The sequence below is a fragment of the Synechococcus sp. MU1651 genome (genome assembly GCF_023630635.1).
Lineage (GTDB): Bacteria > Cyanobacteriota > Cyanobacteriia > PCC-6307 > Cyanobiaceae > Parasynechococcus.
Genome location: NZ_JAKUHJ010000006.1, coordinates 83,029 through 96,169 on the forward strand (window position 1 = coordinate 83,029; position 13,141 = coordinate 96,169).

General features: G+C 57.6%; 19 protein-coding genes and 1 riboswitch. Of the genes, 9 read left to right on the forward strand and 10 right to left on the reverse strand.

The genetic code is table 11. The features are described 5' to 3' along the window. Positions 1-45: 45 nt before the first annotated feature. Complete coding sequence (locus NCN05_RS07195) at positions 46-915, forward strand: IolE/MocC family protein (protein WP_250397562.1); 870 nt, start codon at positions 46-48, stop codon at positions 913-915. On the opposite strand, the gene NCN05_RS07200 is transcribed toward NCN05_RS07195, so the two are convergent. The 7 genes from NCN05_RS07200 to speB are packed head-to-tail and all read right to left on the reverse strand — an operon-like array spanning position 837 to position 6,874. Beyond that, entirely contained in the window at positions 837-1,907 is a 1,071-nt protein-coding gene (locus NCN05_RS07200) for an aromatic ring-hydroxylating oxygenase subunit alpha (protein ID WP_250397563.1), read from the reverse strand. The genes NCN05_RS07195 and NCN05_RS07200 overlap by 79 nt on opposite strands. A gap of 22 nt (positions 1,908-1,929) precedes the next feature. After that, on the reverse strand, positions 1,930-2,685 hold the full coding sequence (locus NCN05_RS07205) for an ABC transporter ATP-binding protein (protein WP_186495586.1): 756 nt from the start codon (positions 2,683-2,685) through the stop codon (positions 1,930-1,932). Between the two features lie 3 nt (positions 2,686-2,688). Then, a complete protein-coding gene (locus NCN05_RS07210; protein ID WP_250397564.1) occupies positions 2,689-3,516 on the reverse strand; it encodes an ABC transporter permease in 828 nt (275 codons plus the stop codon). Next, positions 3,516-4,517 (reverse strand): ABC transporter substrate-binding protein, encoded by a 1,002-nt coding sequence (locus NCN05_RS07215; protein WP_250397565.1) that lies wholly within the window; start codon positions 4,515-4,517, stop codon positions 3,516-3,518. Before NCN05_RS07215 ends, NCN05_RS07210 begins: the two co-directional genes overlap by 1 nt. A gap of 38 nt (positions 4,518-4,555) precedes the next feature. Further along, entirely contained in the window at positions 4,556-5,260 is a 705-nt protein-coding gene (gene hypB, locus NCN05_RS07220) for a hydrogenase nickel incorporation protein HypB (protein ID WP_250397566.1), read from the reverse strand. Positions 5,261-5,281: 21 nt separating this feature from the next. Further along, positions 5,282-5,680, reverse strand: coding sequence for a hydrogenase maturation nickel metallochaperone HypA/HybF (locus NCN05_RS07225; RefSeq protein WP_250397567.1), 399 nt, complete (start codon positions 5,678-5,680; stop codon positions 5,282-5,284). 3 nt (positions 5,681-5,683) lie between these two features. Then, positions 5,684-6,874, reverse strand: a complete 1,191-nt coding sequence (gene speB, locus NCN05_RS07230) for an agmatinase (RefSeq protein ID WP_250397568.1) — start codon at positions 6,872-6,874, stop codon at positions 5,684-5,686. A 26-nt stretch (positions 6,875-6,900) separates the two neighbouring features. Next, positions 6,901-7,001: riboswitch (guanidine-I (ykkC/yxkD leader) on the reverse strand. A 175-nt stretch (positions 7,002-7,176) separates the two neighbouring features. On the opposite strand from speB, the gene NCN05_RS07235 reads away from it, so the two are divergent. Next, entirely contained in the window at positions 7,177-7,341 is a 165-nt protein-coding gene (locus NCN05_RS07235; protein WP_170951297.1) for a hypothetical protein, read from the forward strand. A gap of 135 nt (positions 7,342-7,476) precedes the next feature. On the opposite strand, the gene NCN05_RS07240 is transcribed toward NCN05_RS07235, so the two are convergent. Next, positions 7,477-7,641 carry a hypothetical protein gene (locus tag NCN05_RS07240; protein ID WP_170951296.1) on the reverse strand — a complete coding sequence of 55 codons (165 nt, stop codon included), beginning with the start codon at positions 7,639-7,641 and terminating at the stop codon, positions 7,477-7,479. Between the two features lie 303 nt (positions 7,642-7,944). Beyond that, positions 7,945-8,100 (reverse strand): hypothetical protein, encoded by a 156-nt coding sequence (locus NCN05_RS07245; protein ID WP_250397569.1) that lies wholly within the window; start codon positions 8,098-8,100, stop codon positions 7,945-7,947. A 125-nt stretch (positions 8,101-8,225) separates the two neighbouring features. On the opposite strand from NCN05_RS07245, the gene NCN05_RS07250 reads away from it, so the two are divergent. From NCN05_RS07250 to NCN05_RS07270, 5 genes are all read left to right on the forward strand, one after another. After that, positions 8,226-8,525 (forward strand): hypothetical protein, encoded by a 300-nt coding sequence (locus NCN05_RS07250; protein ID WP_115132801.1) that lies wholly within the window; start codon positions 8,226-8,228, stop codon positions 8,523-8,525. Positions 8,526-8,708: 183 nt separating this feature from the next. Further along, a complete protein-coding gene (locus tag NCN05_RS07255; RefSeq protein WP_186508831.1) occupies positions 8,709-8,918 on the forward strand; it encodes a hypothetical protein in 210 nt (69 codons plus the stop codon). Positions 8,919-9,007: 89 nt separating this feature from the next. After that, entirely contained in the window at positions 9,008-9,241 is a 234-nt protein-coding gene (locus NCN05_RS07260) for a hypothetical protein (RefSeq protein ID WP_250397570.1), read from the forward strand. Positions 9,242-9,297: 56 nt separating this feature from the next. Continuing rightward, positions 9,298-9,963: an SDR family oxidoreductase gene (locus NCN05_RS07265; protein ID WP_250397571.1), complete on the forward strand. Its 666-nt coding sequence runs from the start codon at positions 9,298-9,300 to the stop codon at positions 9,961-9,963. Between the two features lie 15 nt (positions 9,964-9,978). Beyond that, positions 9,979-10,764 carry a J domain-containing protein gene (locus tag NCN05_RS07270; RefSeq protein ID WP_250397572.1) on the forward strand — a complete coding sequence of 262 codons (786 nt, stop codon included), beginning with the start codon at positions 9,979-9,981 and terminating at the stop codon, positions 10,762-10,764. Positions 10,765-10,979: 215 nt separating this feature from the next. Here the strand turns inward: NCN05_RS07270 and NCN05_RS07275 are convergent, their stop codons facing one another. Continuing rightward, positions 10,980-11,084, reverse strand: a complete 105-nt coding sequence (locus NCN05_RS07275) for a DUF4278 domain-containing protein (protein ID WP_114988979.1) — start codon at positions 11,082-11,084, stop codon at positions 10,980-10,982. 510 nt (positions 11,085-11,594) lie between these two features. Between NCN05_RS07275 and NCN05_RS07280 the strand changes: the two genes are divergently transcribed. Continuing rightward, positions 11,595-11,783 (forward strand): hypothetical protein, encoded by a 189-nt coding sequence (locus NCN05_RS07280; RefSeq protein WP_250397573.1) that lies wholly within the window; start codon positions 11,595-11,597, stop codon positions 11,781-11,783. 385 nt (positions 11,784-12,168) lie between these two features. Next, a complete protein-coding gene (locus NCN05_RS07285; protein ID WP_186508827.1) occupies positions 12,169-12,330 on the forward strand; it encodes a hypothetical protein in 162 nt (53 codons plus the stop codon). Positions 12,331-13,141 lie beyond the last annotated feature (811 nt).

Sequence of the window (13,141 nt, forward strand, 5' to 3'; positions counted from 1 at the left end):
AGCGATCTATCTCGGCATTCAGCCGCAGGTGTTTACGGAAATCCATTGAGCAGCCCCAGGTTGCTGCTGTTCAAAACACTGTGGGGCTGGACTGGCTCCCTTGAACAGGCCTGCTCCTCCGCTGAATGCGAGCACTTTGATGGCCTTGAGGTGAACCTCGATCACCCCTGTCTTAAGGCTCTTCAGCCTGAAGGGATCCGTCGCTGCCTCTCCGATGCAAAACAGCATCTGATTGTTGAAATTGTTACCGGGGGGGATTACACCCCCGATCTCAACTGCTCTCCATCGCAGCATCTTGATCAAGTTCATCGCGGCTTGGAGCGAGCCATGGCGCTGGCCCCGCTCAAGATCACTCTGATCACCGGCAGCGATAGCTGGCAAGAAGTCGAGCAGCATCGTTTCCTCGACAGACTTCTGGACAAAATTGATGCGTGTTCGATTCCGGTGACGCTCGAGACGCATCGCAGTCGTTCTCTCTTCGACCCATGGCGCATGCCCGCCTGGCTGGCCCGCCATCCACGGCTTCGGCTCACAGCGGATCTCAGTCACTGGTGTGCGGTATCGGAACGGTTAATGACACCTGAACTGCCCCCCATTCAGGCAGTGGCCGCTCGGGTTGATCACATTCATGCCCGCATCGGCCATGCTCAGGGGCCCTCCGTCAGCCACCCTTTCGCACCGGAATGGGCTGAGGCCCTCGAGAGCCATCGCCGCTGTTGGCAGTTGTTTCTCGATCAGAGCGCGAGGCCCGAACGGCCGATCACGATGACGCCTGAGTTTGGCCCCGATGGCTACATGCCGCTTCAGCCATTCACAGCTGCACCCCTTGCGGATGTTCAGCTCCTCAATGCAGAGATGGCCTCATGGCTGCGTTCCTCAATGCTGTTTCCTGCTGATCCCAACCGTTCTCGGTAAAGACCCTGCCAATGCAGGATCCTTCGTTCCAGCTGATGCGGAGGCCCTGGCTGGAAATCCTCTTGATATCCGTATTGGACTGATTCAACCAAAGCCTTGTCTTCGTCCAGAAAGGTGAGCATGTCCCTCAGCCAGGCGTCGGCTGTGGCTGCATCCATGGCGTCGCTGCCTGCAAACAAGTGCAATTGCATCCTGCAGCGGTCGGGTCGTTCGGGCATGAATTCCAGCCATGCCAACCGCCCGTCTGGCCAGACCAGCAGATGGCTCCATGGCGGCAGCCCGAAGGTGAGGAATCGACCCCCGTCCGGGTGGGGTGTCTCCAGAAGGTTGTTGTGTTGGCTGAAGCGATGGAGGTAATCCCTCACAGGCCCTTGTTCGCGGTGCAGCGTTGTCGGATGGGCAATGGCGACGTGGTAGTCGTCAAGTGTGTTGTCGTGGGCAATCTTCCAATTGCAGGCCAGGCTGCTTCGGCTCTGTCGCAGCAGGGTGGATGCAGTGTTCCAGGCTGCTCCGGCTTCGGTATGAACCAGCTGCAGCTGCTCCTCGAGCGTTAGGGCTTGATCGCTGAAAGCGATCCAGATCAGTGGGCCATCGATGCGGCAGGCAAGCTCTTGCAACCCCCATCCCTGGCGGTCAAAGTCCTGCTCAAAATCGGCTTCACGCGCCGCGGCCAGCAGCTCTCCGCGCAGGTTGTAGGTCCAGCCGTGATAAGGACAAACCAGGCGTCGACAGGACTGCCCCGTTCCTCCGCCTTGCCGAAATGCAACACCGCGATGGGGACAGCGGTTGCGAAAAGCACGGGGATGCTCTCCAGTGGGCCAGGTGAGCAGAAGTGGCTGATCCAGCATGGTGATGGCCAGCACCTCTCCCGGTTGGAGATGGCTGATTGGTGCAACCGGATGCCAGTAGTGGTTGGCATAGGTGTGGATGTCCCATTGATGCATCGCGTCGCCGCGGTACAGCGATGCAGGAAGGAACGTCTGATTCAACACGGCTTCACTTAAGACAGTTCTGTCAGGACAGTGCCGGCTCCAGCTCCCGCATGGTGGCGGAGAGGGAACGACGCATGGAGAGGAAGTCGCTGCTTAGGCGCAGCTGATCGAGATCGGTTTTGTCGAGATCGACATCGAGGGATCGAATGATTCGCCCTGGATTTGGGGCAAGCACGTGGACGCGCTGGGCCAGCACCAAAGCCTCTTCCACGTCGTGGGTGATCAGCAGAACGGTCAGGCCTGTTCGTTGCCAGAGCTTGAGCAGGAAGTCCTGCATCGATTCCCGGATCTGTAGATCCAGAGCCCCGAAGGGTTCATCCAGCAACAGGATGCTGGGGTTGGTGGCGAGGGCCCGGGCGATGGCCACCCTCTGCTGCATGCCGCCCGACAGTTCGCGCGGCAATTTTGTGGCGGCGTCACTAAGGCCAACCACTTCGAGGAAATAGGCGGTTCGCTCCTTGATCTCTGCTGCTTTCATCCGCTGAAGTCGCATCCCGAAGGCAACGTTCTCAGCGGCGTTGAGCCATGGATAAAGGCTGTATTTCTGAAACACCATGCCCCGGTCTGGCCCGGGACCAGAGACTGGGGTGCCGTCAACAGTGATGCTGCCGCTGCTTGGTTGATCCAGACCAGCAATCAGCCGCAGAATCGTGCTCTTCCCGGACCCAGAGCTGCCCACAAGGGCCATGAAGTCTCCGGATTTCATGGAAAACGAAAGGTGATCGAGGATCAATTTCTCCCCGAAACGCTTGCTTAGGTTGTTAACGATCAGTTCCAAGGCTCACACCGCCCATTTGCAGCTGAGACGCAGCAACAGCCTGAATCCCATGTCGATGGCGAAGCCGATCAAGCCGAGAACGATCAACTCGGCGAAGATCTGATCGGTGCGGAAAAAGCGCTGAGCCAGCTGGATGCGTTTGCCAAGGCCCACTTCCGCGGCCACCAGCTCAGCCACCACCACAAGGTTCCAGGAGGTTGCGATGTTGATTCGCAAGGTGTCGATGATGCTGGGCAGGCTGTAGCGGGCGACGACTTGCACCAGGACCTGCCGGCTGCGACCACCCAGGGTGAGTGTGGTTTCGATGAGTTCTTTGGGAACGAACTTCACCGCATCCATCACCATCAGGATGTTGAAATAGATCGTGCCGAGAAAAATCAGAGCTATCTTGGGTTCCTCCCCGATGCCGAGGTAGATGATCAGCAGAGGGATGAATGCCGCTGCAGGCATGTAACGCAGCATGGCGATCAGCGGCTCGCAGATTGCGCAGATCGCTGGGTACACCCCCATGCAGATGCCGATCGGCACCGCCAGAAGTGTGGCGAGAAGAAATCCTCCAAACACGCGTCCGGTGCTGGCCACAATGTCTTGGAAAAGGATTCCGCTCTCGGCCATGGAGGCCAGGGAGCGGAACACGGCCTGCGGAGAGGGAAGGAATTTTTCATCCACCAGTCCGAGGGAAGCGATGGCGGTCCAGAGCAGCAGGGGCACCAGCAGTGATGCCACCTGCAGGCCGCCACGCACGGCCTTGGATGGCATGGCACCAAGGGTGAACAGGGAGAGAAGCCCATTGCTTCTCCCCTTGCGAGCAGCGGCGGCCGTGGCAGTCATCAGGAGGCGGAGACCTTCTTGATGAAGCTGTCGTCAAACAGCTTGCTCAAGTCTGGTTTCTCAGGGATGAAGCCCACCGAAACCATGAAGTCGGCCATCGACTCAGCGGCGAATGGCATGAACTTCATTCCCTCACCAGTGCTGAAGGCCTCGAGGTTTTCCTCGATGGAGAAGAAGCGGGTGCCGTCTTTATACTGCTCGTATTCCTCAGTGGGAATGCCGGCACGCTTGGCCATGATCGCCTCGGATTTTTCGGGGTTCTTTTCCATGAACTCGCGAACGTCCCACCAGGTCTTCACGATCTTCTGCACATCGTCAGGGCGCTCCTTGATCAGATCACCGCTGACGGTGAGCAGATCAGGAATGGCACCGGGATACTCCTTGGAGCTGGCGATCACCCGCGCACCCTCTCGCTGCATGGCGGTGCCTGTATAGGGAGGGAAGGCACCAACGGCATCAACCTGACCGGCCGCGAATGCAGTGGCTGCCTGATCGGTGGGCATGCCTTTGATCACCACGTCGTCGCGGCTCAGGCCCGCATCCTTGAGGGCCAGGCTGAGCAGATAGTCATCCACGACGCCTTCCTCAACGGCAACGGTCTTGCCTTTGAGATCGGCGATGGATGTGATGGAGGCATCGGCAATGATCTGGTCATTGCCTGCAGAGTTGTCGTTCACCAGGACCACCACTTCACCGCCGTTCTCACCCGGCAGGAATGAAATGGTGTCGTTCAAGGTCTGGGAGTTGCCGTCGATCTTGCCAGCGGCGAAGGTTTCCATCGACTGCACGTAGCCGTCGAACCACTTCATCTCCACATTCACGCCGTTCTTCTCGAACAGCTTTTCCTCCACGGCAATCGCCCAGGGCCACCATCCGGCCCAGTTGCTGTAGCCCAAAACGATCGGTGTGCCGCCCACCGTCGGTGTGGAGGGCTTGGAACAAGCGACGGCCAGCACGATGGCGAGGCCGGCGAAGAGAAGGTTGCGCAGTTGTTTGGTCATGGCATGGGCTGGAGGAACAAAACGTTGGATTGATCTGCTCAGGCGGTGGCCAGAGCAGGGGTTGTGGTGGTTCGGCTGGCGAGGGCTTGCCGCACCCAGTTGTGCCAGGCATCCAGGCCTTCACCCGTCAGGGCGGAGACCTCGATCACCGTGGCGTTGGGGTTGATGCTGTGAATGTTGCGGCGGATCGCTGCCACATCCACAGGCAGGTGGGGCAGAAGATCCACCTTGGTGATCAGCACCACATCCGCGTTGCGGAACATCAGGGGGTATTTGAGCGGCTTGTCATCGCCCTCGGTCACGCTGAGCAACGCCACTTTGTGGTGTTCCCCAACGTCAAATTCCGCAGGGCAGACAAGGTTGCCCACGTTCTCCACGAGCAGTAAATCCAGCGAGGAAGGATCGAGCCGTTTTTGCAGCAACTTCAAGCCACCACTCACCATGGCGGCATCAAGGTGGCAGGCTCTGCCTGTGGTGATGGGCACCACCGGGATGCCAACGGCTTCCAAGCGGTCAGCATCCAGCTGGGTGGTCATGTCGCCTTCCAGCACGGCCATGCTGAGTTCGCGAGCCAAGGCTGGGAGGGACCGTTCGAGCAGGGCGGTTTTTCCTGCGCCTGGGCTGCTCATCAGGTTGAGACAAAGCAGATCCCAGCTCTGGAAATGCTCGTTGTTGTGTTCGGCCTGATGGTTGTTGGCGGCAAGCAGATTGAGGCCGAGGGTGTCCTCAAGAGGCATATGCATGGCAAAAGGGGGGTATTGGTTTCAGCGCTGACGCTGGATTAGAGCGGACTCAAGAGCAGCGGCGGCATCGCTGCGGTAATCGATGCTGCGGATGCGCAATTCCCTACCGCTGACGATCTCCTCAAGCGGGTGATCGCAGCAGGGAGAGCGGTAGGCGTTTTCGGGCACGGGGTCGTAGGTGCCGTTGCAGATCAAGCAGCGGCCCACAAAGGGGATTTCCGTAATCGTGAGCCGGGATCCATCCAGCCAGGTGCCCTGCACCGCAGCGTTGTAGGTGGTCACCAGCTGATCGGGTTCAACGCAGGTGAATCGCCCCACATCGAGATGAACGGTCTCGACCATCGCGGAGGTGTCTTCGCGACGGTCGCGCCATTCATTCAGGGAGATCAGAAGGCACTTGGTCATGTCGACTTCATGCATGGCCTATCTCCATTTCTGATCAACGTTCATGTTGCAGGTGTCGCTGATCCACTCAGGCTTCTCTTTGCGGGGCAACTGACCGCTCACCACAAGGTGGGCCATGGTGTCGCAAATCACCCGGGTGGCCATCAGGGAGGTCATGTCACTGATGTCGTAGGGAGGTGAAACCTCAACGATTTCAAGGCCGCAGACGGGAACGTTGCGCACGATCAGCTCGAGCAGCTTGAGCGCTTCCCGGGGCATCAGGCCACCGGGCTCAGGCCAGCCAGTTCCCGGCACGAAGCCGGCATCGATGCAGTCAATGTCGAATGAGATGTAGACGCAGTCCGTGCCATCGGTGGCTCGTTCAATGGCGTACTGGGCTGCGGCTTCCAGCCCCATTTCGGTGATGTCCGTCACCGTGAGCACATTGGTGCCCCGCTCCCTGCAGACCTTGACGCCCTCACGCGGCACTTGCCAACCACCAATGCCCAGTTGCACCAGGTTTTCTGCCGGGGCGTTGGCCATGTTTGTGGCATGGAACCAAGGGCAGGTGTGCATCCGCTCATCAAGGTCGATCTCCTGGGTGTCGACGTGGCGATCGAAATGGATGATTCCCACTTTTTTGTCGCCGAGATGGCGACACACGCCACGCACCGTGGGGAAACCGATCGAGTGGTCGCCACCGAGGATGATCGGGAAGGCACCGCTCGAGAACACGTGGGAGATGCCTTTGGAGATCTGATCGAAACTCTTTTCGTTGTTGGCCGGGATCGTGAAGATGTCACCCACATCGCAGAGGGTGATCTGTTCACGCAGGTCGACCCCCATTTCGTAGTTGTAAGGGGTGTAAAGCGCTGAAATTCGTCGGATCCCCTGGGGGCCGAAGCGCGTTCCGGGCCGGTAGGTGGTGCCGCAGTCGTGGGGTACACCAACGATGGCGACGTCGTAGTTGCCCACCTGGTTCACATCTTCCAAGTAGGGCGCCTTCATGAAGGTGTTGATGCCGGCGAAATGCGGCAGCTCGCCTCTGGAGAAAGTGGAGATGTTGCGGTCAACAATGCTTTCGGCGGCTTCAAGCCCGAAGCGTTTGGCCTGGTCAACTTCTTGCTGCCAGCCAGTGAGTGGAAGCTTGCGTTCCTTCTCGAGTGCCTGCATGCCTTCGCTGGGATGCGAACGCTGGAAGGCCCCTGAAGGGTCCGATGGGGATGACATCAAACAAGGGAGTGTGCGTTGAGGCGGTCTCCCGGGCTTTTGTCCCTCCGTGCAACCGGCAAGGCCGGTGGAAACCTCTTGGACCAGGCATCCCCGTGAAGAGATCGGAACCCTAGGTTTCATCCGCAATTTCACTGTCTGCGGCTTTGATGCTCGGCGGAGTGTGAACCGCTACAAATGATTGTTGTGGCTGATTTTGCAGAAGATGGCTGTTGGGTAACAACAGCTGCTAACAGCAGTTAACAAGCCAATTCGCGTTGTCAATCGTGCTGCTTAGCGTTTGCTCAGCACGAATGATTGCTGTGAGTGAATCCTTCGGTGGTCTGCCTAGTAAAGAGTTGAGTTCTGGTGTGTCGCAGTGGTGGCGCGAACGGGTTCAACATCTGATTGATTGCGGCAGGGCTGAGGATGCCCGCTGCCTTTACCTGGAGTTCGGGGAGGACAGTGCAGGAACGCTGGGCTTTTGAAAAACCCGCATAAAAAAGGAGGGTTCCCTAGGCCCTCCCGGAGTCGACGCATTACCCCTCACCGGGGTGCACTAAGTGTTACGTGCTGAACACTCAAGCGCTGTAAGTGTTGATACTTATTCCTGGCCCCATCAATCAACTTAAGGATTGTTCCTGACGCCGCAGAATTTCATAGGCCTGCCATAGACCTTCAACGTCAGAGCACACGGCGTGTCGATTGCAGACGCGATAGCGGCCCTGGCCGATGGCATCAATGGTTGTGCCCTTGGAGGTGGCACAGATGCGACTGATGCTCTCCATGGGATTCGCTCATTGGATCAAGGATCTACAGCAGTGAGGGGGCGCCATGCACATCTGATTTGCAGTTCTAAATCTCTTTTGCAGGAGAAAAGATCCATGGCTAACAGCTCAGCGCCATAAAAAAACCGGGCCTGGCCCGGTTTTTATTCAGCTTTTGCTGGCGTTTTGAACGCTCAGGCTTTGGAAGGCTTGGTGGTGAGTGCAGCAGACATGGCGGAGGCCAGCAGCACGCATCCGGCGACGGCGAGGAAACCCATGGATCGGGGGGAGGGAACGACCTGGGCATCATTCCCACAGCTGGCGTCAGCTTTTGTTGCTGTTGGCACGGAATTCGGAAGAACCTTGCTTTCGGCCGCCCTCGGCCGTTTTCACAAGCATCTCCTGACGGTCGAGACACGATGAGCACAGCAATTTCCCCTTGTTGCGCCAGTACGCCGCCATCGAGCGCTCGATGCGCATGGAGCACCCTTCACAGCGAAATAACGGCATCGACGGCTCCGCGACGCAGCCCTTCTAACGCAACGGCGCGGTTGAACCGGTGTTCTCTGTGACGATGGGTGCGCTTCGCTTGCCCCAGCCTTGTGATGCAGGCCCTGCGTTTGTTGCTGCTCACCCTGATGGCGTCCGTCGCCTCTGCCTCCACGTCGTTTCAGCCCTTGGATCGGGTGGAGGGTTGGTTGATCGAGCGACGTTTGGATGCAAACCAGGATCCGATCTGCCGTGCGTCTGTGCCAGGACCTGGCACCTGGTTCTCGGCACGGGTTCATCTGGATGCGAACGACGAGATGGTGGTGCCTGCCGGACTGCATCGGCCGGACGAAACGAGGCTGGAGGCTGTGCGTGATGCGCTCCGGCGTTGTCGCGCCAGTGTTCTTTATCTGTAGCGGATAAAGCTTTGTGGCTGGGGCCGCTGCTGATCTGAAATCGAGCTATGAAACGGTGTCGGCAGTTGCAAAATCGTCGACTCCTCACACCACCTGAGCCTCCGACAAGCGCGGGGGCTTTTTTTTGATTGATCCCGAACAGCACCTTTCGATTTTGTGCTCAGCAAATGTTTTGCGGTTGTGATGTTTTTAACCGCTAAATCTTTGATGTATTGCATCGAGAGGCTTGATACAGGAGGGCAGTGGATCCAGGAGATCTGCTTCAAAACGGAGTTCAAAGCCTTTGTGAATGCCCGCACCAAATCGCGCGCCACGTTGAAGACCTATCGCGTGGTGCATGCCACCTGGAACCAGGTGGTCACCGTTGTGCAGGGATCAGCTGAACCCCATTGATCTGGCTTGCTTCGGCGTTTCCCGAGCCGTTGCGATCCCGAAGACTTCAAGGCTCTTTCTTGGATGTGAAATGTCCTGAGCCATAACCGGTGGCCCAGGGGCCTGTGGGCATGATCCTCACGCGGTATCTCAGCAGTGAAGGTTGGGTGGAGGAGTGTTCCCATGCCAACGCTTTTGATGCCTATATCGACGCACGGCGACGCTGCGTGCTCCGAGGCTGCCCCTATCTGCTGGTGGATGCAGAGACCGGCAGCACGGTCTCAGTGCTCACGGTGAAACAGTGTTTGCATCAGTACGGCGTCGAGGGGGATTTCCCGGCGTGATCGCGTCAGCGGATCGATGCAAGAGCCGGCAGGATGGCGGTTGCTGAAACCTCCCGATGGCGACGTTTCTGGTCACCGGCGCAAACCGTGGGATCGGCTTGGAATACTGCAGTCAGCTCAAGGCCCGTGGCGATGACGTGGTGGCCGTTTGCCGTCAAACCAGTGATGAACTGGAGTGCCTAGGGGTGCGGGTGGAAGCCGGCCTTGAGTTGAGCGACAGCCCAGCCATTGATGACCTGGTGCAGCGACTGGATGGTTTGCCCCTCGATGGCGTCATCCTCAATGCCGGGATTTTGCAGTCGATGGGCCTGATGGATTTGGATCCCTCCGGGATTCGCCGCCAGTTTGAGGTGAACGCCCTTGCTCCTTTGCTGCTGGCCAGGGCGTTGGTGGATCAGATGCCCAACGGAGCGAAGTTGGTGCTGATGACCAGCCGCATGGGCTCCATCGACGACAACAGTTCGGGAGGCTCCTATGGCTATCGGATGTCGAAGGTGGCGCTCAACATGGCCGGAAAGTCGTTGGCGATTGATCTGGAACCGCGGGGCATCGCCGTGGCGATCTTGCATCCCGGATTGGTGCGAACTCGCATGATTCGCTTCAATCCCAGCGGGATCCCCCCCGAGCAGTCGGTGAAGGGGCTGTTGGCCCGGATCGATGGCTTGACCATGGCCACCAGCGGCAGCTTCTGGCATGCCAATGGTGAGTTGTTGCCATGGTGAGGCGGGAGACACGCTTTGGGCTTTGATCCGCGTCAGTGGTCAGGCGGACGCCCTGAACAACGGGTCACCAGCAATGTTGAGGCGTTGCTGGCGGAGAACGACGCTTTGCGTCGCGAGGTGTTGCGGCTCAACCGTGAGTTGGAGCGACTGCAACGTCAGCAACGCCAACGCATTCGTACGGAGCCCAGATCCCATCGCCCCTGGACTGAGCCATCGGCACAAGCTCCACCGCGCATCAGCAGCCAACAGGTGCGGGCCTGGGGGCAGGCCCTGGCTCAGCAGCCGGGATGGACCGCATTGCGTCAGCGCGGATTGGAGCTGTTGATCGAGCAGCTCAACCGCAGTGGTTTTCCTGCCCACTTAACCCTTGAACAGCGGTTGGATCGGTTGGTTCGGGGGCTGGGAACAGATCTCATGGCAGCGGTGGGAGCCAAGCCGAACAAGCAAACAACGGCCGTTCTGGCGGCGTTTGCCTTGTTTGGGGTTCGCGCCAGTGAATGGCTGGATGAGGATCCACAGCGTGTGGTGGAGCAGTTGCGTCAGCGGCAGGACCAATCAGGTTCAAGGCGGCAGGGTCGCCGCACCCGAACGGACCAACGTCAAACGGATCGTCAGGACGATGGCCACGCCCGTGATCCACGCCGTGCCGCTTTAAGGGTGTTGGGCTTGGCGGCCAACGCGTCCCTCGCTGAGATCAAGCAGGCGCATCGAAAACTGGTGAAGCAGCACCATCCCGATCTCGGTGGTTCTGCTGAGGCGTTTCGACGCGTCAATGAGGCGTATCAGTCGTTGGTTCAGTGACGCTCATGTCCGATGATCTGGGGTAGCAACAGGTGGTGTTGATGCCGGTGGAAGTTGGTGTGGTGCTGATTGGTGCCGGCTTTGCCGTGGGTGTGTCCCTCGCCGTCGCCGTTTGGTTTGAACGTTGGAAGGCAAAACAGCCCGATCCTGAAGGCAAATAAGCCATAAAAAAAGCCCCGCCGAGGCGGGGCTTACAAGAGGTCGTCGTGCTGTTGTCAGCGGGCGACTTTCTGACCGCGATAAACAAGAACCGGACGCTGAACGTTGGATGCAGCAGCGTTGTTCTGGTTGTACTTCTGGCCGCGATAGGTCAGGGTCATGATGGGTTCCTCGAAGCAAGCTCAGGTCCCCGTTCCATGGCCTGAGTCGAACTGCGGTCAACACGAGTGCTGACTGAACGTAGTGGGTAGCGGTTGCTACACATTAGTTATATCCATGCGGTCAATCCCTATGTCGTTCACGCCGATACAAACCAGGGAAATTGGTTGCTCGTGAATTGATAACTCAGTCTGGGTCTGGGTTCTTGGCTGTGATGAATTCAATAATGAATCCTGCTGAATGTATCTTTGCGATACCAGTTGACCTCTGAGGCGGCTTTTGGTCCATCTCGTCATCCGATGGTCCTTGGTCGGCTCTTGGGGCGGGTGGTGGTCAATGGTCGATTGTCGGAGGTTCGTTCCCAGGGGGGATGGAACGCGCATTGGCAATCCCTCCAACATTGATTGAAAGCAATCACCTCTAACCTCTTCTTGAACATACGGGTGCAACTCCCGTTGCTGGCAATTGAAAACTGAGAGCTGACGAAACAACTTCCCAGACCCAATTCCTTCGTGAAATCCCAATCCCAAATTATTTGCGTCAAGCGTCACTTTGCAATGAAGAAATCACGTCCCAGTGGTGGCAACAGATCCTTTACTTTCTCCGCGTTGCGTATTGATGAACGACTGAAATCGATGCAGATTGTTCCTCCATATCCGCTCGGATTGATTCCGCTGGATTTTCTCGATGACGACGATTGACGTGGCCTGCTCTGCATGAGCCCTGAGAGCGTCTGTGTGGGCTGTTGATTGTGTGTTTGTGGGATTGGTCTTGGTGTCTGTTGAGTGCCGTCTGAATGGCCTTGGCGGATTTGCTGTAGGGCCAATGGTTGTCTACGCAACAGAACCACAGCTCCAATAGAGATATGTTCCAAGACTCCGCTCTGAATGTCATGAGCTATTGGGAGCAGAATTGGAGGAGGAATCTCAAGCTAATCACTGTGGATGAGGTGCCACCCGCACAGCAGATTCAGGTGTCGAGATGGTTGAAGCAAAGGATAGAGCTTCTGCTCGGGCAAATACAGCCAGTCGATGCTGAATCTCTTGTTCAAGAGTTTGACGACTATGAAGATGCTTGCTGCTAGTCATGGACTGGCTTGATGGCTTGGGTTGGGCAGGAGTGATTTCAGTTGGAATTTCTTTCCTCTGGGATCTGTTCTTGCCTTTGAATCTTTTGGTGATTGGTGTTATCTACGTGACCACATTTATTGGCTGGCTTTTTCTCACAAGAAACAAAACCAGTTTCTGAGGTCGAGCCCGTTTTCACCACAGAAAAATGCAAACCCCCATATCGAGACGCCAGGGACGAAAACGACCCCATGGGGGTGTCCGGAGTCTGTGGCTTGAGGCCTGCCAGGGGGTGGTCTTTTCTTTTCCCATGGCCTGCCAGGTGTGGATTCGGCAGGCTTGTTGAGAATGGTCCGGCGCTGGCTGACAACAGTGGACACCGAGAAGCATTGGGGCCACTGACTGGTGTCTTTTTTGTGGACTCTTGCTTTTTCGACAGAACCGAGCGTGACTGGCAACAATGGATGGAGACAGGTCTGGATGCACTGACCGGCGCTGTTGTCGCCTTGAGGAAGAAAGGGAAGGAAGAGCCACCTCGCGATCCCAAGGACGCAGCCAGGCTCACCCCCAAATCTTCACCACACGTTGCCGACGACACCTCACCACGGTGCACGAGGCAAACCAGAAGCAATGCCGAAATGGCAGCCAATGACACTTGACCCGCAATGAGGTCTGGTTACACCGAGGAGGTTGGTAGGAGATCTGATGGAGATTCACCTTCACCACGCCCAATCACTCGGCGAACTCATCCTGGATGGACGACACACGCCATTTCGCGCATTGGCTTGCCCGTTGAAACCTTCGGTGGTGAGAAGCGAAAGAGAGGCAAAGCGTCATAAGTAGTTCGGATGTAGGCCTGACCTCGGTATGCCGATCCTGCATATCGGATTGATTTGTCCCATCACCTCTGCCTGAGCTCATCAAGATGAGTTCGGTCTCAGGGGGGTGTGCTTTGCAGAGCGGTCACCCCTTTGTTTCCATCTCGTTGGCCA